General features: G+C 60.3%; 20 protein-coding genes. 11 read left to right on the forward strand and 9 right to left on the reverse strand.

Annotated elements, in window-relative coordinates:
• The first annotated feature begins 200 nt into the window (after positions 1-200).
• From V5N47_RS03270 to V5N47_RS03305, 8 genes are all read left to right on the forward strand, one after another.
• Positions 201-1,136: a rhodanese-like domain-containing protein gene (locus V5N47_RS03270; RefSeq protein ID WP_338729420.1), complete on the forward strand. Its 936-nt coding sequence runs from the start codon at positions 201-203 to the stop codon at positions 1,134-1,136.
• Between the two features lie 305 nt (positions 1,137-1,441).
• Positions 1,442-1,891 (forward strand): NYN domain-containing protein, encoded by a 450-nt coding sequence (locus tag V5N47_RS03275; RefSeq protein ID WP_338729421.1) that lies wholly within the window; start codon positions 1,442-1,444, stop codon positions 1,889-1,891.
• A gap of 32 nt (positions 1,892-1,923) precedes the next feature.
• The gene (locus tag V5N47_RS03280; protein ID WP_338729422.1) at positions 1,924-2,760 is read left to right on the forward strand and encodes a TatD family hydrolase; all 837 of its coding nucleotides are present in this window, start codon (positions 1,924-1,926) and stop codon (positions 2,758-2,760) included.
• Positions 2,761-2,798: 38 nt separating this feature from the next.
• Positions 2,799-3,380 carry a DUF2150 family protein gene (locus V5N47_RS03285; protein WP_338729423.1) on the forward strand — a complete coding sequence of 194 codons (582 nt, stop codon included), beginning with the start codon at positions 2,799-2,801 and terminating at the stop codon, positions 3,378-3,380.
• Between the two features lie 61 nt (positions 3,381-3,441).
• The gene (locus V5N47_RS03290) at positions 3,442-5,958 is read left to right on the forward strand and encodes a hypothetical protein (RefSeq protein ID WP_338729424.1); all 2,517 of its coding nucleotides are present in this window, start codon (positions 3,442-3,444) and stop codon (positions 5,956-5,958) included.
• Between the two features lie 67 nt (positions 5,959-6,025).
• Positions 6,026-7,087 carry a type IV pilin N-terminal domain-containing protein gene (locus V5N47_RS03295; protein WP_338729425.1) on the forward strand — a complete coding sequence of 354 codons (1,062 nt, stop codon included), beginning with the start codon at positions 6,026-6,028 and terminating at the stop codon, positions 7,085-7,087.
• A gap of 111 nt (positions 7,088-7,198) precedes the next feature.
• On the forward strand, positions 7,199-8,536 hold the full coding sequence (hmgB, locus tag V5N47_RS03300; RefSeq protein WP_338729426.1) for a hydroxymethylglutaryl-CoA synthase: 1,338 nt from the start codon (positions 7,199-7,201) through the stop codon (positions 8,534-8,536).
• Between the two features lie 238 nt (positions 8,537-8,774).
• Positions 8,775-8,990, forward strand: a complete 216-nt coding sequence (locus V5N47_RS03305; RefSeq protein WP_338729427.1) for a hypothetical protein — start codon at positions 8,775-8,777, stop codon at positions 8,988-8,990.
• Here the strand turns inward: V5N47_RS03305 and V5N47_RS03310 are convergent, their stop codons facing one another.
• Entirely contained in the window at positions 8,991-9,701 is a 711-nt protein-coding gene (locus tag V5N47_RS03310; protein ID WP_338729428.1) for a helix-turn-helix domain-containing protein, read from the reverse strand. It abuts the gene before it with no gap.
• An 83-nt stretch (positions 9,702-9,784) separates the two neighbouring features.
• On the opposite strand from V5N47_RS03310, the gene V5N47_RS03315 reads away from it, so the two are divergent.
• The gene (locus V5N47_RS03315) at positions 9,785-10,420 is read left to right on the forward strand and encodes a metal-dependent hydrolase (protein ID WP_338729429.1); all 636 of its coding nucleotides are present in this window, start codon (positions 9,785-9,787) and stop codon (positions 10,418-10,420) included.
• A gap of 24 nt (positions 10,421-10,444) precedes the next feature.
• Entirely contained in the window at positions 10,445-10,930 is a 486-nt protein-coding gene (locus tag V5N47_RS03320; RefSeq protein ID WP_338729430.1) for a GNAT family N-acetyltransferase, read from the forward strand.
• On the opposite strand, the gene V5N47_RS03325 is transcribed toward V5N47_RS03320, so the two are convergent.
• From V5N47_RS03325 to V5N47_RS03345, 5 genes are read right to left on the reverse strand one after another with little or no spacing between them, the layout of a single operon-like run.
• On the reverse strand, positions 10,897-11,472 hold the full coding sequence (locus V5N47_RS03325; protein WP_338729431.1) for a hypothetical protein: 576 nt from the start codon (positions 11,470-11,472) through the stop codon (positions 10,897-10,899). The two genes, V5N47_RS03320 and V5N47_RS03325, sit on opposite strands and share 34 nt — an antisense overlap.
• A 39-nt stretch (positions 11,473-11,511) precedes the next feature.
• Positions 11,512-12,135 carry a GNAT family protein gene (locus V5N47_RS03330; RefSeq protein ID WP_338729432.1) on the reverse strand — a complete coding sequence of 208 codons (624 nt, stop codon included), beginning with the start codon at positions 12,133-12,135 and terminating at the stop codon, positions 11,512-11,514.
• Positions 12,125-12,769: a GNAT family protein gene (locus V5N47_RS03335; RefSeq protein WP_338729433.1), complete on the reverse strand. Its 645-nt coding sequence runs from the start codon at positions 12,767-12,769 to the stop codon at positions 12,125-12,127. Before V5N47_RS03335 ends, V5N47_RS03330 begins: the two co-directional genes overlap by 11 nt.
• Complete coding sequence (locus tag V5N47_RS03340; protein WP_338729434.1) at positions 12,766-13,353, reverse strand: GNAT family protein; 588 nt, start codon at positions 13,351-13,353, stop codon at positions 12,766-12,768. Before V5N47_RS03340 ends, V5N47_RS03335 begins: the two co-directional genes overlap by 4 nt.
• Before the next feature lie 57 nt (positions 13,354-13,410).
• Entirely contained in the window at positions 13,411-14,250 is an 840-nt protein-coding gene (locus tag V5N47_RS03345) for an SDR family NAD(P)-dependent oxidoreductase (RefSeq protein WP_338729435.1), read from the reverse strand.
• An 88-nt stretch (positions 14,251-14,338) separates the two neighbouring features.
• Between V5N47_RS03345 and V5N47_RS03350 the strand changes: the two genes are divergently transcribed.
• Entirely contained in the window at positions 14,339-15,778 is a 1,440-nt protein-coding gene (locus V5N47_RS03350) for a replication factor C large subunit (protein WP_338729436.1), read from the forward strand.
• Positions 15,779-15,811: 33 nt separating this feature from the next.
• Here V5N47_RS03350 and V5N47_RS03355 read toward each other — a convergent pair whose 3' ends face one another.
• Genes V5N47_RS03355 through V5N47_RS03365 form a run of 3 tightly spaced genes read right to left on the reverse strand, consistent with a single transcriptional unit; the run spans position 15,812 to position 18,227 of the window.
• The gene (locus tag V5N47_RS03355; protein ID WP_338729437.1) at positions 15,812-16,789 is read right to left on the reverse strand and encodes an amino acid ABC transporter permease; all 978 of its coding nucleotides are present in this window, start codon (positions 16,787-16,789) and stop codon (positions 15,812-15,814) included.
• Positions 16,786-17,538, reverse strand: coding sequence for an amino acid ABC transporter ATP-binding protein (locus tag V5N47_RS03360; RefSeq protein ID WP_338729438.1), 753 nt, complete (start codon positions 17,536-17,538; stop codon positions 16,786-16,788). Before V5N47_RS03360 ends, V5N47_RS03355 begins: the two co-directional genes overlap by 4 nt.
• Entirely contained in the window at positions 17,535-18,227 is a 693-nt protein-coding gene (locus V5N47_RS03365; protein ID WP_338729439.1) for an amino acid ABC transporter permease, read from the reverse strand. Before V5N47_RS03365 ends, V5N47_RS03360 begins: the two co-directional genes overlap by 4 nt.
• Between the last annotated feature and the right edge of the window lie 2 nt (positions 18,228-18,229).

Consider the following 18,229-nt stretch of genomic DNA (forward strand, 5'->3'; position numbering starts at 1 on the left):
ATGGCACGACAGCAAAGTGATAAAAATCGTGTACAGTTCACAATGCTGGTGTTTTGAACGGTTAAGCGGGCGATTTCGGCTCCCAGCGAAATTGTATGCGTGAGATGCGCACACACCATTATGCACGGGGTAAGCTTCCGATTTCACGGCCTTACTCGGCCTATAATAATGGGGGTCGTGTTTGTAAGGCGAAACTGACGATGACGAACCGAAACACAACCCGCCGACGCTTCATTCAAGTGTCCGGCGTGGCCGCCCTCGCTGGACTCGCTGGCTGTTCGAGCAGCGGCGATTCCGACTCGACGACAACTGAGGGCACGACCGAGAACGCGACCGGGAATGAAACAACGACCGCAGCGACCACCACCGAGCAGGCGAAGGTGACGGTCGAAACGGACGCCGATGGACGGCTCGCGTTCGACGGTCCGACCAACGAGATGGAGCTTCCAGAAGACTCCAACCCAGAAGATGGCTACCCGCCAGCGTTCGAAATGCAGCTCGAAGACGTCGAAATCGACGACTCTCGCTGGGAGTCAAAGACCATCGACGGAACCGAGATTACGCTCGTCCCGTTCGACGTTGCGTACTACTGGTACGTCCGCGGTGAAGCGCGCTTCCTCGACGCGCGCAGCCAGTCTGAGTACAACGTCTCGCACATCTACGGTGCGGTCGTCAGCCCCGCAAAGAGCGAGATGGAAAACGACCCCGTCGCAAGCTGGCCAAAAGAAGACAAAATCGTCGCCTACTGTGACTGCCCACACCACCTCTCCTCGATTCGCGCTGCGGCGCTGAAAGCAGAGGGATACGAAGAGGTGTACGTCGTCTACGAAGGCTACGGCGCATGGCGCTCTGCGGGCTACCCAATGAAAGGGAGCAGCCCAAAAGAGGCCCCAAAAACGTGGACGGTCAACGGCAACGTAGACGCCGAGTACGCTGGTGAGGCCGCGTGGGCCTACTACGAAGACCAGAAAGAGGCGACCGAAATCGAGGAAGACGGGAGCTACACGCTCAACATCCGGTTCGTCAACGTCTCTGCTGACACCGAAGTGACCATCGAGACGCCCGCCTACGAACTGGAGGCGACGCTCGGTGCGCTCACCGAAGGCTCCGTCTCCACCGACGGAACCGTCGAATAACGCAGTCGCACGCCGACTGCCCCGGCCAGACAGTCTGGCTCTCTCGCAGACCACACGTTTCTGTCATCCACCACGTGTCTGTCATCCCGTCCTCGTGGGACCAAATCCCACGCGGGACACCCAACCCTGTATCCGTCCACGCGCCCGGCGTGGGACATCCCTCACGGGCTGCTCCCGTGAGCAAACCACACTCACACCGTGTCCGCGCAACCCCTTCGCGGGGACACTTCGTTTCACCCAAATTCAACATACCTGACGGGTTTGGCAATCGTCACCACTTTTATTCTACCGGCCGTAGCGGAGGCATGTCCGGTCTTACAGAGGATTCGTTCGGCGACCGCGACGAACCCAAGGTGGGATTGTTCGTTGATGGACCGAACATGCTGCGCGACGAGTTCAGTGTTGACTTAGACGATGTCCGTACGGCAGGAGCGCAAGCAGGATGGCTTGCGACACGACGGCTCTATCTCGACGAGCACGCGACGCCCGCGCTCATACAGGCCGCAGAAGCCCGCGGCTTCGAGGTCATCATCACGAGCGGCGACGTGGACGTGAAACTCGCCGTCGATGCGACCGAGTTCATCGTCACCGAATCCATCGACGTACTCGCGATTGCCTCCCGGGATACGGATTTCAAGCCGCTTCTCGAAATGGCCTCCCGCCACGGCGTGCGCACACTCGCCATCGCGCCGGGCGAACACGGCCGCTCTGACGCATTGCGCAACGCCGCCCACGATTCCATCACCATCGAGTAAGACCTTTTTTCGTGCGTCCCCCGCACTCTGCTATGCCCGACACCCCGATTCTCGACAACCATATGCACCTTGACCCGGTGTACGGTCGGAACGAAGAAGCCGTCAAAGACTTCGCCCGCGCCGGTGGCACGCACCTGCTCGTGGTCAACAAACCCTCGTGGCACCTGCTCGACCGCGAGGTCGAAGGCGCAGCCGACTTTCGTGAGGTGTTCGAGCTGACCGTTGGCGCGGTTGAACAGGCAACTGAGCTTCTCGACGGCCGCGCGTGGGCCGTCCTCGGCGTCCATCCGGCACTCATCTCGCGGCTGGTTGGCGAGCGCGACTTCTCACCCGCGGAGGCGCGCGACCTGATGCAGACCGGGCTCGACGTGGCCGCCGAGTTCGTCGAAGACGGACGGGCGCTTGCGCTCAAGTCCGGGCGACCGCATTACGAGGTGTCAGACGCGGTGTGGGAGGCGTCGAACGACGTGATGAAACACGTCTTCGCACTCGGCGCAGCCCACGACTGTGCGGTACAACTCCACACCGAGACAAGCGAGGATTTGTCCGACGTTGCTGAGTGGGCAGCAGCCCGCGGCCTCCCGCGCCACAAAGTTGTCAAACATTACTCGGTGGGCAAACTCGATGGCCCAACACCGAGTGTGCTAGCAGATACAGACCGTCTTGAAACCGCCCTCGACGAAGACAAACCGTTTTTGATGGAGACAGATTTCATCGACGACCCGGATCGGCCGGGGGCCGTGTTGGGGCCGAAAACGGTTCCGCGGCGGGTGAACTGGTTGCTCGAATCGGGCTACGAGGAGGCTGTTCGGGTCGCACACGTCGAGACACCGAAGGCCGTGTATGACATTGACACGATAGATTACTGAACACAGGGCTTATCACGTATCACCCGTTTCCTCTCGGTATGAGCACGCCCCCTGGAGAGTTCTACACCGAGGACCGGTGGCAGAACTGGTTAGACCGGATTCAACAAGAAGAAATCGACCCAGAAGACGAAGACTCGGCTCGCCTGTTGCTCAATTTACAGGACGACACGGCCATTGCGATTGTGAAGGTCGTCACCAGCCACACCGACGGTGACATCGACACGGAGGCCGCCCAAGAGGAGCTTGCGAAGATCCGAGAAATCGTCCTCGCGGACGTCGAGTTCGAAGACGAAGAGAAGGCCATGCTCGTAGACGGCGTCCAGACCTCGCTGTTGTGTGTGTTCTACGCCGCAGAGCAGTACATCCTCGATGGGGCGGCCGAGGATGCGAGCATCGAGGAGTACATCGTCGCGGCAGGCGACGCGGAAGCAGAAGACGACCTCGACGCTGCGCTTGGCTACTGTGTGCAAGCAGGCACGCGCATCATCGACGGCAACGACTTAGACCTCGCCGTCGCAGAAGAACTCGAATACGGACTCGTCACCGAGTGGGTAAACGGTCTCGACAGCCTCCACAACGCGATGAGCGACCCCGAAGTCGTCGAAGAAGACGACGAATAAGCCGAAACGCGAGATAGTCAGTTGGCAGAGACTTTTTATTGACTCCCTGCTGATATAGCCCATGCGACTGTGGGGCGACAATCGGGGGCAAGCAATCCAGATTGGAGCCGTGCTCCTGTTTGCAACGCTGATTATCGCTTTATCATTGTATCAGGCAACCGTCGTTCCGCAGAACAACAAGGAAGTCGAATTTAACCACAACCTCCAGGTGCAAGACCAGCTGGTGGAGATGCGAAACGCCCTCGTCAGAACCGCAGGCACGGGCACAGCCCAGCCGGTGTCGGTCACACTCGGCACGCAGTACGCAGCGCGCGTGTTCACCGTGAATCCGGGCCGTCCCGGTGGGACGCTCGAAACCGTGCCACTCGGGACGGTTTCGATAGCGAACGCGACTGCCGTCGGGGACTACGAGTACTGGAACGGGACGACGCGCACCTACGAGACGAAGGGCCTCGTCTACCGACCGGGCTACAACGAGTATACGAACGCGCCGAACACCGTGTACGAGAACTCGGTACTCTACAACACGTTTGAAGGAACCGAGAACAACACGGTGCTCGCAGACCAGAGCGTACTCAACGGGCGACAAATCACGCTCGTACTCGTAAACGGGAGCTATCAGGAATCTTCGACGGGGAGTGCTACGCTGAATACGAAGCCGGTGAGCGTTTCGACCAACACCGTAGCGCTCACGAACAACGGCACCGACCCTCTCAAACTCACGCTCCCGACGCGGATGAGTTGGGAAGCGTGGAACGAAACCCTCGACGGCCAGAGTGCCTTTTTAGAGCAAACGACGTACACGACGGGTGACCCGAACACGATTACGCTCTGGCTCAAAGGCGGTGAAACCTACACGCTCCGGATGGCGAAGGTGGGGCTTGGAACCCAGATTCAAGACGAGCAAGCGACCTACCTCACGTCGGTTTCTGACACCAATCTGAGCGTCGAACCGGGCGAGTCGGTGACGTTCACCGCAGAGGTTCGTGACGCGCTCAACAATCCCGTGAGCGGAGTCGTCGTAAACGAGAGCCACAGCCGGGTAACACCGGTAACGACAGCGACCGACGAAAGTGGCCATCAGACGTTCCGCTACGACGCGCCGGACGTCGAGCTAGCAGATACAGACCCAGTGGCGCTATCTATCAGCGATGGCAGCAAGTCGTTCCAAACGGTCACCTACAACATCGACGTGTCTACGGGCGGTGGAACTAGCGAGCCGAATGAGTACACCGTCGAGTGGGCAGACCAATCCGACGGCGACATCGCGGACGAACAGGGCGTCATCTCGTGTGCCGAGAGCGTCTGTACCTACCGTCTGTCCGACGACCCGAACAGCAAACTCACGCTCACGGCCGACATCCTCGGGTCGACCTTCGCGAACGTCGATTTCACGGTCAACAACAGCAGCGTCATCTCGAATCTGAACCCGACGCTCGACGTTTCACAGGACCCAGACGGAGATGGTGACAGTTCGGTTTCCACCGAAGCGACCATCGCCCAACCCGGCGTCGTCTCCGTTGTCGCCTCCACGACGGAGGACACAGACCGGTTTACGTTGATAGTCGAGCAGGGCGAAGAACCGTCGCTTACGTACAACGGCGACGCCGTGGCGACCGACCAGTCCGGCGATGGCACGGAGTCAGGCGTCTTCTTCAGCGTCAACAACGGCAACACCGACGCGGTCACGATTACCGACGTGCGCGTCGAACCGGACGACACTAACATCGACGAACTGAGCGACCCGTCTGGAAATCAAGGACAGTGGCAGAGCGAGTTGCACATCGACGCCGACAGCCGAGACGGGACGTTCGACATCAACAACGGTGACGACCTGCCGATGTGGGTCAACCAATCGGGCGAGGGCTACAATGAACAACAGTCTGCCATCCTCTCGGGTGGCGCTGACGCCACGTTCTACCTGTACGAGTTCCTCGACAACAACAATCCACAAGACATGGCCGACGAACCGGTCGAAATCACCGTCGAGTACGAGTATCAAGGAGTTACGTACACGGAGACGTTCACCATCACGCCGGAATCAGAGGCTGGGCCGGGTGGGCCGGGACAGAGCGTTGCGTATCCAACCAGCTTCAACGACGACGAGAGCCCAGAGCCTGAAACGGACGAAGACGAGAGCATCCCCCCAAGTGGGACGATTGGAGACATCGAAAACTTCGACAATCTGCAGGCTGAGAACGGAAACTCCGCCGTGTTCACCGAAGCCCCAACGTCGGGGAGCGGTTCGACGAAGTATGGCCTCGACACCGGCCTCGCCGTCACGAACATCGCAGACAGCACGGGATACGACCTCACGATTCGCCACTGGGTGCTCGGCAGTGGAAACGAGGACTTCAGTGTTCGGGTAGTCGATGCAGACGGCAATAATCTCGGGACGACCGAAACGATTCCGGACAGCACTGAATACATCACAACGTCCGTTCCACTCTCGCAGGACGCCGTAGATTACATCAACGACAACGGCGAGGTGTATCTCATCATTGAAGATACGAGCAGAAATGGTGACAACACCGAACACGAGATTCGCGTCGATTACGTTCGCATCGAAGCAGCATAACCCAGAACTATAGACTAGTTTATTATTACCAATATTTGTAAATATAAGAAGTCCGTGAATTTATGTAATGAAGCGCGGTGGGTGGATTAGCGACGAACGAGCAATCTCGCCAGTAATCGGTGTCGTGATGCTCATGGGCATCGTCGTGGCCTTATTTTCGGTGGTTGGCGTGATGGCGTTGAGCTTCGAGCAGGAGCTTGGCGAGCCGGTTCCGATGGGCGTTTCGAGCGGGGCGATTGACGTCTCCGTCGTGGAGAATGACACAGCGCATTCACTTGATATCGTGCTCGAAAGCGGGCAATCGATTCCGAGCGACTCACTCTCTATTGTCCTCTCTGGGTCGGGTTCCCAGTCGCGTCAGTCGCTTCCGAACACCGGCACCCTCGCAGACGGTCAGTGGTCGCCCGGAGAACACCTCACACTCGACCTCACGACCGAAACGGTGTGTTCGAGCAGCAGTTCGGAAGTCGATATGTCGCTCATCTACGAGAGCGACGACGGACGCTCGTCGTCTATCATCAGCACCCAGGAGGTACCGGTAAAGCGCGGCCATTTCGAGACCGAAAACGGCCGAATCGTCGTCTACGACGATTACGAGGCGGAAGTGACGGTGCTCGGGACTGGCTTCACCTACGGCGCGGACGGCCCAAACATCCCCATCTCGCTTGCGTTGACCGCAGGTGGCGACAGTGCAACGCCGTGGAGTGACGTGAACGACGACGGCAACCCACGAACCTACACCTTCGAAGACCGCGAGAAGGGTGACGCAATTTCCGTCATCGCAACCGCGTCGTCGTACAGTTACTTCGACGGGAGTACGCGCTCGTCGGTGGCCGACGATGGTATCTACGTCTACACCCTACGAGACGGCGATTCGGTGCCGAACTTCGAGGGATTCGGCGGTCAAGACAGCGTTGACACCTACATGCAGGCGTATATTGACGATGGGGCGGTAACCTTAGACGAAAATCAGGCGATTTTCCTGTTCGAACTCGGAGACAGCGAAACCGGCAGTTCGGCTGACTTCCAAGACGTGGTCGTCCTTGTCTCGCTCGAAACGACCGCAGAGAAAGCGATTGTCGAGCAAAACAGCGACGGAGAGAACATCATCTACTGTCCGGTCACCTAACCACCCCAACCAGTCAGGGCGCGACGCCATGCTATTGCGTGACGTAATTTTCGACACCTGTCGATAGCCCAGACGACAAACACATATAGTTGGTCTACACAGGATACAGCCATGACAAAAGTCGGAATTGACGCCGTTGAGATTCATACAGGGAAGCTCAAAATGGACCTCGCAGAGGTGTTCGCCCCGGAGATGGGCGACGACCCAGAGAAGTATACGAAAGGGCTCGGCCTCCACGCGAGCTCCTTCCCGGACGTGTACGAAGACATCGTGACGATGGGCGCGAACGCCGCCTACAAGCTGATGGAGCGAAAGGGCCTCACGCCCGACGACATCGGCCGCATCGACGTGGCCACCGAGAGCGCGTTCGACAACTCAAAGCCCGTCTCGACGTACATCGCTGGGTGTCTCGAACAGGTGTTCGACGGCGACTTCCACCACGCGAACAAAGGTGAGCGTAAGTTCGCCTGTGTCGCTGGCACGCAGTCTATCGACGACGCCTACAACTGGATTCGTGCCGGACGGCATCGTGGTCGCTCGGCAATCGTAATTGCAACGGACACCGCCCTCTACGCCCGCGGCGACCCCGGTGAGGCGACCCAAGGGGCCGGTGCGGTTGCCATGCTCATCAGCGAAGACCCATCGCTCGTCAGCCTCAGCACCGAACAGGGCTTTGGCAGCGCAGACGAGACGGACTTCCTCAAACCAAATCAGCAGTTCCCAAGCGTTGACGGCAAGCGCTCGGTGCAGGTGTATCTCGCCCGCATGCGCGAAGCGCTCGAAGACTACGAATCGGTCGCAGGGAAAGTCGAACTCGACGACGTGAACCTCGCGCCGTTCCACACGCCGTTCCCCGGCATGGTTCGCAAGGCCGCCCTTCTTGGGTTCCGCCACATCATCCGCGATACCGACGTGGAGGATGAACTCGAACCGGAGATTGGCCGCCAGCCACGCGAAGCCGACTTCGACTCAGAGGAGAACTACACCGAGGCCATCCGGGCCTACATGGACGACCTCAAACGCACCGACGCCTACCAAGAGTGGTACGCGAACACGGTCGACCCAACGCTCTACCTCGCGCGCCACGTCGGCAACTGGTACACCGGCTCCGTCCACGTCGCCCGCGTCAGCGGCCTCATCAAGGCCTACGAGGCAGGCGAGGACATGACCGGCGAGCAACTCCTCGTTGGCTCCTACGGCAGTGGCGCACAGGCGGAAGTTCACTCAGAAATCGTCCAAGAGGGCTGGGCGGAGGAGATTGAGGCCATCGACATCCTCGACCGCCTCGACGACCGCTACGAGATTAGCTTCGACGACTACGAGCACATCCACGACGTGCACAACCACGCAAAAGACGTAGACGTAGAGGAGTTCACGACCCCACAAAACGAGTTCGTCTTCGACGGCTGGGGCCGCATGGACGAACGGAAATATCGGTTCGTCGAATAAGGTCCCTTCCGACTTTTCTGCTGTTTTTTGGGCGCGAGCGGTCGGTTGTGGTCTCTCACACTGAGAATCGTCCGGATAGTTAACTATCTTGCTCCGCGTAGATACACGTGTGACGGGCGGTCTGCAAGGCCAGCACCGTCAACTGAGGGTACCTACGATGAACAAACACGTCAAAATCGGTGGGAAGGATTTCGTAACGGTCAGAAAAGACACATTAGTCGCGCGAGTCGAGGAACTGATGGACCAGTTCGATGTCGACCAAGCGATGGTCATGGAGGGTGACGACGCTATCGGGACGATCACCTACGAAACAATTGTGAACGCACCCGACCATCCCGACGAGACGGCGATGACGAGCCACGAACTCATCGCAGAGGACGTGATGGTCGCAATCGAGGAGATAAGCGAGGAGATGCAACGGCTCATCGACCAGGGGATGGACGCCGCGCCGTAATTAGGGGAGCTGTCGAAGCGCGTCTAGCATCTCTTCTAAGTCTTTGTTCGTCACCGCGAGCGAGAAGCCATCAATGCGAGCGAGCGCCGGGGCGTGTTCCCAGAGGTCATCTTCGGTGAGGCCGTGCAACACCACCGCGTTCGGGGTGGGCGTGACGACGCGCATGGCAACGAGCGGCGATTCGCCACGGGTGACGTGGGTGAACACGAGCGCGCGGTTCGTACTCTGGCCGTAGAGGCGATAAAACTCCTCGCTCGACAGGCGCGTGATGGCTTCGATGCTGTTTACGACGGTGTGGCCAGCGATGGTTGACTGGTTCCCGGAAGCGACTTCGGTGGCGTCGATAGCGTTGTAGAATCGGGTGAGCGGGATGGTTGTTGGATACTCGCGCAGGTCTTGGACGATGTCGCTTTCGAAGCCCGCAGAGAGGACGCGGGCGTACTGGCGAATGCGCCCGCCGCCGCGGTGTTCGTCGATGTCGAGCAAGGCTTCGACGATGCGTCTGATGACGCCGATGCCCGGACTTTTGCGTCGCCCACTTTCGTAATCTGAGATGACAGACGAAGAGACGTCGAGTTGCGTTGCGAGGTCGGTCTGTGAGATGTCGAAGTCGGTGCGCCACTTTCTGAGCGTCGCCCCGGGGTCTGTGCTGAGCGTGATCTCGCCAGCGATTTTCTCGGCGAGGTCACGACGTGCGCCGCGGTCGGTCATTGGCGAAGGGTTCGTCGTTCATCGTAAAACGGTTTCGACGTTTTCCCGAAATGCTCAGGGCGACCCGCGTGGTAGATTGTGCCATGCCCTCAACCGTTGTCCACCTCGCGCTTGCCGGGCTGCTCGCCGCGGGGCTGCTGGGTGACGCCTTCGACAAGCGGTCGCTCGCCGTCATCCTCGGGGTGACCATCCTCCCCGACCTCGATGTGTTCGCTGGCTTTTTCATCGCTGGCGGCCACCGCTCGGTGTTACATACGTTTCTCATCCCGCTCGTCGCTGCGGGCGTGGTGTACGCAGACTCCCGACGAGAGCCCTCGTGGCTCCGTGAACGATGGGGCGCACGCGGGCTCAGAGTTGCGTGGGTGAGCATTCTCGCCTTCGCCGTCGCAGGCATCGGCCTCGACCTTTTTACGGCGGGCGCAAACGTGTTCTATCCCGTCCATGACCAGTTCTACCGCGTTTCGGGCGAACTCATCTATTCTACGAATCGCGGCATCGTCCAAACGTTCGTTGACTTTTCGACCAGCAATCCAGATCCCATCGCGATTGGTTCCTCACAGGAGGTGCACATCAACAGCGGCATCGACCCGAATCCCGGGAGAGAGCCACCGGAAGTGGACAGAGTCTTCCCTGTCGCCCAATCTGGCTGGCAGCTCCTGCTCATCGTGACGAGCCTCATCGTCATCTGGGGACGGCTGCGAGAGACGCGCAAGGTTTGACTTCCCGGGTGTGAAAGCACACGCATGATTCGACCGTACGACCCAGAGACAGACCGCGAGGGCCTGTGGGCGCTCAAAACGCAATTTGAATTAGGTCTCGGCAGCGAGACTGGCGGCGACGAAAAGCAGGAGAAGTATGAGGCGAAACTCACCGACGATTACCGCGAGCGGTATCTGGCGTGGGTGTCGCGGTGTTGTGACTCAGACGAACGCTGTCTGACTGTCGCGGTGGACGACGGCGAACTGGTCGGCTACGTGTTCGTGCTGCCAGAAACCATGTCGATGATTTGGGATGCAGCCGTCCTCAACGAGATTTTCGTCGCGGCAGCGTATCGTGGAACCGGCGTCGCAGACGAGTTGATGGCGGGTGCGCTCTCCCTCGCCCGCGACCAGAACCTCCCGCTCGACCGCATCGTTCTCGACGTGGACGGCGACAATGCACGCGCGAAGGCGTTCTACGACCGCCACGAGTTCGCTCACTGGGGCGAGCTCGTCTGTCGAGAACTGTAGAACGAGACGAGCGACCCACCGAGCGCGCCGAACAGGAGTGGGTAGAGCAAGCCCGCGACGAGAAGTGCCGTGACGAAGTCGGGGCCAGCCGTCGAGTTCTCGAGTTCGAGGCGGAACAGTTGTGCGCCGACGAGTGCTGGAAGGACGTAGCCAATTACGACGCTCGCTCCGGCTTTCGCGTGCTGGGACGTCCCCGTACCCGACTGGCCACGGGCGGCGATTGCTCCGGCGACCACGAGCAAAATGACGGGGAGAAAGAACAGCAGCGTTGCGCTGCCGTCGTCGCTTTCTGCAAGAAAGTTCACCATGTCAGAGCCCGCGAGGCGTGGGACGATTGTGGAGACGAAATGCTCGTTGTAGAACAACCATCCGGTGAGCTTCCAGACCGGATTTTCGCCCGTGAAGAACTCGAACGCTTGCACCGCAAACAGGTCATCGAGCCGCGGGGCGGCCAGAAGGTAGGTGACGAGATAGCCGAACAGGTACGCAGCGACTCCAGCGAGCGCGCCGCGAACGACGGGAATCGTGTTTTTCTGGGCCATATGCACCTCGAAGCAAGGTAGGGGATATGAATATTCTGGCTATTTGACTAGCCGAATCGTCTCGCGCGCTCCGTCGGTGACGTTCTCGCGCCATTGGGCCTGGGAGATGCTGTACGTGTCTAAATCGCGCGGCCCACCAGCATCACCGGGTGGCAGCCAGTTTCTGAGCGTGGCGTCCTGCTGGCCGCCGTATGCCTCGACGTACTTCCTGATTGCGCGTTTCGACTGTTCATTGTCGGGTTCGTGGCCGACGTTCACGTAGTCGAGGTTGAGGTGGTCAAAGGCGATGGCGAGCATCACACCAGCGCGTTCGCCGGAATAGCCACGGCCCCAGAACGGCTCTCGAATCCACGTCCCGAACGACGTCACGCGTTTCTCCCACTCCATCCACAGTTCGGCGACGCCGACGAACTCGTCGTCCTCACGTCGCGTGATGGCGTAGGTCGCCCGCGACCCGGACTCCCACCCCTTTTTCGCCGCTTCGACCTCGTCCATCGACTTCTTTGGCGTGGCGTGGGGTTTCTCGCCGAGCGGTTGCATCACAGCGTCCAGCTCGCCGGTTCGGTGGTATTCGTACAGGTCGAGCGCAGCTACAACCTCGTAGAGCGGTTCGTAGCGCAGCCGCTCACTTTCGACGAGTTCGGGGAACAGACTACTCGGCATGGTCGATGACCTCTGTATACTCGGCCTTCTTTCTGCCCTCCACGGCCTCGCGCCACTGCGACTGGCTCACCGAGTAGTACACTTGGTCTGAGACGTGGTCTTCGTAGGGCAACCAGTTTCTGAGCGTGGCGTCTCGCCTGCCGCCGTGGGCCTCAACGTACTTCTCGACGGCGCGCTTCGATTTGTCGTTCTCGGTGTGGTGGGTGACTTTGACGTACGCCAAATCAAGTCTGTCAAAGGCGAGTTGCATGAGCGCGGCGGCGCGCTCTCCCGAGTAGCCCCGCCCCCAGTAGTCCTTTCTGAGCCACGTTCCGAGGCCGCCAACGCGGCGTTCCCAGTCACAGTGGAGCGTGGCAGTGCCCGCAAATTGGCCCGCGCCATCTTCACCCTCTCGTGGGAGGATGAAGTACGCGGCTTCCTCGCCGTCGTTCCACAGCTTCTCACGGCGTGCCATGAACTCGCGGGTCGGTTTCATCGTCGCGTGTGGCTTCCACGGCATGTACTTCGTGACCGCCTCCATCTCGGGTGACGGCTTGCAGATGTCGTAGAACTCGCGCACGGAGAGATTGTCCATCGAGAGTCGCCGGAGGACGAGCCGTTCGGTCTCGATTTGTTCGGGAAAGAGATGGCTCATTTACTCGACTCCCACTCGTCCTGTGAGATGGTGTAGCGAAGCGCGTCGTGTGGCTCGTCGTCTAAGACGATGTGGTTGCGGATGATGCCGTCGAGGCGGCCACCGTGGGCCTCGACGTACTTCTCGATGGCACGTTTCGACTGCTCGTTTTCGACGGCGTGTTCGACGGCGACGAGTTCCAAGTCAAGTCGCTCGAAGGCGAGTTCCATGAGTTTGGCCGCCCGTTCGCCCGAATAGCCCCGGCCCCAGAACTTCTTTCTGAGCCAGATGCCAAAGCGGGCGGTGTGCTTGTCCCAATCGCAGTGCAGGCCGGTCGTACCCGCGAACTCGCCTGCGCCCTGCTCACCGTCTTTCGGGTAGATGGCATAGACTGCGCCGTTTCCGGCTTCGGCTGATTCACCGACTTGCTTGACGAAATTCCACGTGTCTTTGAGCGTCTGGTGGGGACGCCACGACATGTACTGCGTTGCCTCCTCGATACCGTCCTCAGACGAGTGATAGGGATAGACTGAGAGAGGGTCGAGCGTGTCGAGTGAGACCTGCTCGTAGCGCAGGCGGTCGGTCTCGAATTCCTCGGGGAACATATGCTGAGAGGCGCGGGGTAGTGCGAAAAAGGTGTTGTTGAGTCCACTCACCCGAACTTACAATTCCTCGGTGTCGAGTTCGAATCGCGGCGGCTGGCTTCCATCGGTATCCGTAAAGTCGTACTCGCGGGCGAGGTCGCCAACCGCGAAGATGCCACCCGTTTTCTCAAACACGTCTTCGTCTGCCGCAAGCGCCACGACCGCGCGGCCGACGTACTCGGGCGAATGAGTTTCCTCGGGCGGCTCCTCGCCCATCTCCTCAAACGCCTGTACCACACGCTCGGTTCGGGTGAAACCGGGGTAGAGGATGAGCGATGAAATTTCATCAGCGCGAAGTTCGTGAGCCATGGCCTTCCCGAGCCTATCGACCGCAGTTTTCGCCACGTCATATGGCGTACTGCCACGGAACTTCTCGCCGTCGCCGGACGAGATGCCGACGATGAGGCCGTGGCCCTGGTCTCGCACTATCGGTGCGGCGAGGCGACTGGCCGAGAAATGAGCGCGAGCGCCCACGTCGAACATTCTGTCCCAGCGGTCGAGTGACTGCTCCCAGAACGGGGCGTCGAAGGTGTCTCCGTACTGCTCGTACCCGCCCCAGACGTTGTTCACGAGCAGGTCAAGGCGGCCGTGGTCGCGTTCGATTTGTGCGAACAGCGCTTCGACATCCGCATCGGCCGCGTGGTCACAACGAACCGCGATGCCGGTGCCGCCCGCTTCGTCCACGAGCGTGGCCGTCTCCGTCACGGTTCCGGGCAGGTCTTCGGTCGCATCTCCCACGACGCTTCGTCCGGTAACGTAGACGGTCGCGCCCGCCGCGCCGAGTTCGCGGGCGATACCGCGGCCAACGCCCCGACTTGCGCCAGTGACGAGGGCGACGGTGTCTGTGAGGTCAGGCATAGAGAGCGCTACGAAGGGCGCACAGAAAGTCCCACGTATCACGACGGCTCCGCAACCACTAAACACCGCTCGCGCCTACCGTGTGCCAATGGATTGGACGGAGAAGTACCGCCCGACGACGCTGGCGGAGGTACGCGGCAACGACAAGGCCCGCACCGCCCTCAAAGAGTGGGCGCAGGGCTGGGATTCACACCGGAAAGCCGCCATCGTCCACGGCAGTCCCGGCGTCGGCAAAACGTCCGCCGTCCACGCGCTGGCGAACGATTTTGGCTGGAATACTATCGAACTCAACGCCTCAGACCAGCGCACGGCGAGCGTCATCGAGCGGGTGGCTGGCGAGGCGGCCAAAAGCGGCACGCTCACGCAAACGGGCGCGGCGGAGCGACGGCTCATCATCTTAGACGAGGCGGACAATATCCACGGCAACGCAGACCGCGGCGGCTCGCGGGCGCTCACACGGCTCGTGAAGGAAGCGAGCCAGCCGATGGTGCTCATCGCAAACGAGTTCTACGACATGTCGAACTCGCTGCGAAATGCGTGTGAGGCAATCGAGTTCCGCGACGTGCGGATGCGCTCTATCGTCCCCGTGCTCCGCGACCTCTGCCGGAAGGAGGGCGTCGAGTACGAAGAGGATGCCTTAGAGAAAATCGCGGAGGCCAACAAGGGCGACCTTCGCGGCGCGGTCAACGACTTACAGGCACTCGCCGAGTCGACCGACCGGTTGACCGCGGACAAGATCATCACGGGCGAGCGCGACCGCTCGACGGGCATCTTCGACTACCTCGATGACGTCATCAAGAAGTTGGGCGCAGAGGAGGCGCTCAAACAATCCTACGACGTAGACGAGACGCCCGACGACCTCATCAACTGGATCGAGGACAACATGCCCAAAGACTTCGTGGGCGAAGAGTTGGCAGACGCCTACGACCATCTCGGGAAGGCAGACATCTGGCTCGGCCGGGTGCGCAAAACCCAGAACTACTCCTACTGGCGGTATGCGGGCGACAACATGACCGCGGGTGTCGCCGCCTCTCGCAACGGTACGAAGGGCGGGTGGACGCGCTACGGGCCGCCGAGCTACTGGTCGAAACTCGGCCGCTCGAAGTCTACGCGGAACAAGCGCGATTACATCGCTCAGAAAATCGCCGAGTCGAGCGGTGTGTCGATGGGAACCGCCCGCCGCGACATCTTGCCGTATCTCGCCGGGATGACCTATCATTGCAAGAATCGCGACCTGACGGTGGCCGTGGCCGCGCGCTACGACCTAGACGCAGACCATCTCTCGTTTCTCACGGGTAGCGGCAAGGACACGAACAAGGTACAGGGCATCGTCGAAGATGCAGACGAGTTGAAAGAAAAAGCGGCCGTCGAGCACTCTGGCGGCGCGTTCGAGGGTGCACACCGCACGTCGATGGAGGGTGACGACGAGGCTGACGAGTCAGAAACGAGCGACGACGAAGAAGAAGCTGAGCCGGAAGAAGAGACGGAAAGCGGCGATTCCCAGTCGGGACTCGGCGACTTCATGTAGCGCGGTTTGCTGAGGTTCGAAAAAAGTGGACCGTCAGTGAGTTCTGCCAGTTACGTGTCCGAGACCGGGGATGGCGACGGCCTGTTCGACGCGGTTCATGAGCTTCGACGCGGAGAGCACGAGCGCCAGATAGATGAGCGCGGCGAGGGTGTACACCACGGTTATCTGATAGCCCACTGTGGCGAGTTCCTGCGAGGTGAAAAACAGTTCGGGGACGGTGATGAACGCCGCGAGCGAGGAGTACTTGATGAGGTAGACGAACTCGTTCGACCAGCCGGGAATCGCATAGCGCAGTCCCTGTGGGAGCACGACGTAACGAATCGCCTCAAGCTTCGAGAGACCCACGGCGCGCGCGGCGGTGAGCTGTCCATCTTCGACGGACAACAACGCAGAGCGGATGTACTCTGCCTGATACGCCGCGCTGTTGATGGTGAAGCCGATGATGGCCACCCAGACGAACTGGTCTGGGATGATACTCTGGCCAACGCCGGGGAACTCGCGGATGAACGAGGAGAGTCCCGTCCCGAAGTGCAACACGAACAGTTGGGCGAGCAATGGCGTCCCGCGGATGAGTTCGATATAGCCAAGCGCGATGCTCCGCGAAGCCGTGCCACCGTACACCCGCGCGACCGAGAGCGGGATGGCGATGATGAGGCCAAGCCCGAGGCCGAGCACGGTGAGGACGATGGTGAGCCAGACGGCTCCCGCGAGCTGTGGAAGCCCCTCCGGCGTCTGTGCGGCGTAGAGGAACAGCTCGCCGAGCAGATTTACCGGCCCGCCGAGCGGCCCGAGGAGGGACGCGGTTGCGGTGAGTGACTCGGCGATGCCGCCAAAGAGCGTCGGAGAAACGAACGGCTCGTTCGGCCCAATGCCGGTCACACCCGAAAGTAGCCATGCGTTCACCCACCGGACGATGAGCCAGCCCCAGAAGAGCACGCCAACAAAAAGGCCAGCAGCGGTGCCAACTCGCCTGAGAAGCGCCCGTCTGTCTCGACTGGGAGCGTCGCTCATCCGTGATTCTCCGTGGTCGAAAGGCGGCTCAAGAACTGTCGCGTCCGGTCGTGTTGTGGGTTCTGGAACAGTTGTTCAGGCGGGCCGCGTTCGACGAGCGACCCGTCTGCGAGAAACGAGATGCCGGAGGCGACTTCTCGGGCGAAGCTCATCTCGTGGGTGACGACCAGCATCGTCATGCCATCGTCTGCGAGTTTGCGCATCACGGAAAGCACTTCGCCGATGAGTTCAGGGTCGAGCGCGCTCGTCGGCTCGTCGAACAGCATGAGCTTCGGGTCCATCGCAAGCGCGCGGGCGATGCCAACGCGCTGTTTTTGCCCGCCTGACAGCTCTGCGGGGTAGGAGTCTGCTTGGTCTGCGAGGCCGACCTGTTCTAAGTGTTCCATCGCTCGCTCGTTCGCCTCGGCTTTGTCCATGCCACGAACCTTTCGCAATCCGAGCGTGATGTTCTCGCGGGCTTTGAGGTGGGCAAACAGGTTGAAGTCCTGAAACACCATGCCGACCTCGCGTCGCAGGTCGTTTACGTCGTAGCTTGGGGCCGTGACGTTCTCGCCATCGAGGTAGATGGCACCTGCATCGATTTCGGTGAGGCGGTTCACGCAACGAAGCATCGTCGACTTCCCGCTGCCAGAGGGGCCGATGAGTACCTCTACGTCACCGGGTTCCATCTCGAAACTGATGTCGTGGAGCACCTCTTCTGCGCCGTAGGATTTTGCGACGTTCTCGACGCGGAGCAGCGGGTCAGTCATGTGTCATTTCCTCCGGGAATAGCATAGTAATCGTTGAGTAAGTCGAGGCTGCGGTTGGTCACGAATGTGAGCACGAAGTAGATGGCGCTGATGAGCAAGAACACTTCGAGGACGGCAGACCCGCCCCGTGGCTGTAAGTAGAGGTCGTTCCCTCTCGTGAGCAACTCAGAGAGGCCGACGACGAGCGCCACACTCGTGTCTTTCAGCACAATGGTGAACTCGTTTTGAAACCCCGGCACACTGCGTCGAAGCGCCTGTGGCACGCTCACGTGGCGAATCGCCTGCAATCGCGTGAGGCCAATCGCGCGGGCGGCTTCCATCTGCCCGCTCGAGACGCTCTGGAAGGCGCCACGGAACACCTGTGATTGGTATGCGCCACCACGAAGCCCGAGGCCGAGCGTTGCCGCCCAGAACGGGTCGTTGGTCACCGAGAGTACGAAGGCAATGTACACGAGAATGACGACGATTGGGATGCCGCGGATGACGACCCCCGTCGTCTCGACGGCCCACTTTACGGGGCCGCGTCCGTACACTTCGATTGCGCCTGCTGGAAATCCAAGGAGGAAGCCGAGCAGGATGCTCGCGAGCGTGAGTTTAATCGTGACCCACAGCCCGGCTACGAGAAATTCGGCGTTCTCTGCGATGAACGCCCAGTCACTCGCCTGTAAGATTGGGGCTGAGAGGGTCATTT

It is taken from the genome of Haladaptatus sp. DJG-WS-42 (assembly GCF_037198285.1).
In the GTDB taxonomy this organism is placed as follows: Archaea; Halobacteriota; Halobacteria; order Halobacteriales; family Halococcaceae; genus QDMS2.

What these genes read in the sequence shown, in the direction of transcription:
- V5N47_RS03345 (WP_338729435.1), bottom strand. Translation starts at nt 14,250, where the DNA reads ATGCCTGACCTCACAGACACCGTCGCCCTCGTCACTGGCGCAAGTCGG.
- V5N47_RS03290 (WP_338729424.1), top strand. Translation starts at nt 3,442, where the DNA reads ATGCGACTGTGGGGCGACAATCGGGGGCAAGCAATCCAGATTGGAGCC.
- V5N47_RS03310 (WP_338729428.1), bottom strand. Translation starts at nt 9,701, where the DNA reads ATGACCGACCGCGGCGCACGTCGTGACCTCGCCGAGAAAATCGCTGGC.
- V5N47_RS03285 (WP_338729423.1), top strand. Translation starts at nt 2,799, where the DNA reads ATGAGCACGCCCCCTGGAGAGTTCTACACCGAGGACCGGTGGCAGAAC.
- hmgB (WP_338729426.1), top strand. Translation starts at nt 7,199, where the DNA reads ATGACAAAAGTCGGAATTGACGCCGTTGAGATTCATACAGGGAAGCTC.
- V5N47_RS03325 (WP_338729431.1), bottom strand. Translation starts at nt 11,472, where the DNA reads ATGGCCCAGAAAAACACGATTCCCGTCGTTCGCGGCGCGCTCGCTGGA.
- V5N47_RS03295 (WP_338729425.1), top strand. Translation starts at nt 6,026, where the DNA reads ATGAAGCGCGGTGGGTGGATTAGCGACGAACGAGCAATCTCGCCAGTA.
- V5N47_RS03360 (WP_338729438.1), bottom strand. Translation starts at nt 17,538, where the DNA reads ATGACTGACCCGCTGCTCCGCGTCGAGAACGTCGCAAAATCCTACGGC.
- V5N47_RS03340 (WP_338729434.1), bottom strand. Translation starts at nt 13,353, where the DNA reads ATGTTCCCCGAGGAATTCGAGACCGACCGCCTGCGCTACGAGCAGGTC.
- V5N47_RS03280 (WP_338729422.1), top strand. Translation starts at nt 1,924, where the DNA reads ATGCCCGACACCCCGATTCTCGACAACCATATGCACCTTGACCCGGTG.
- V5N47_RS03320 (WP_338729430.1), top strand. Translation starts at nt 10,445, where the DNA reads ATGATTCGACCGTACGACCCAGAGACAGACCGCGAGGGCCTGTGGGCG.
- V5N47_RS03270 (WP_338729420.1), top strand. Translation starts at nt 201, where the DNA reads ATGACGAACCGAAACACAACCCGCCGACGCTTCATTCAAGTGTCCGGC.
- V5N47_RS03330 (WP_338729432.1), bottom strand. Translation starts at nt 12,135, where the DNA reads ATGCCGAGTAGTCTGTTCCCCGAACTCGTCGAAAGTGAGCGGCTGCGC.
- V5N47_RS03305 (WP_338729427.1), top strand. Translation starts at nt 8,775, where the DNA reads ATGGACCAGTTCGATGTCGACCAAGCGATGGTCATGGAGGGTGACGAC.
- V5N47_RS03365 (WP_338729439.1), bottom strand. Translation starts at nt 18,227, where the DNA reads ATGACCCTCTCAGCCCCAATCTTACAGGCGAGTGACTGGGCGTTCATC.
- V5N47_RS03335 (WP_338729433.1), bottom strand. Translation starts at nt 12,769, where the DNA reads ATGAGCCATCTCTTTCCCGAACAAATCGAGACCGAACGGCTCGTCCTC.
- V5N47_RS03355 (WP_338729437.1), bottom strand. Translation starts at nt 16,789, where the DNA reads ATGAGCGACGCTCCCAGTCGAGACAGACGGGCGCTTCTCAGGCGAGTT.
- V5N47_RS03315 (WP_338729429.1), top strand. Translation starts at nt 9,785, where the DNA reads ATGCCCTCAACCGTTGTCCACCTCGCGCTTGCCGGGCTGCTCGCCGCG.
- V5N47_RS03275 (WP_338729421.1), top strand. Translation starts at nt 1,442, where the DNA reads ATGTCCGGTCTTACAGAGGATTCGTTCGGCGACCGCGACGAACCCAAG.
- V5N47_RS03350 (WP_338729436.1), top strand. Translation starts at nt 14,339, where the DNA reads ATGGATTGGACGGAGAAGTACCGCCCGACGACGCTGGCGGAGGTACGC.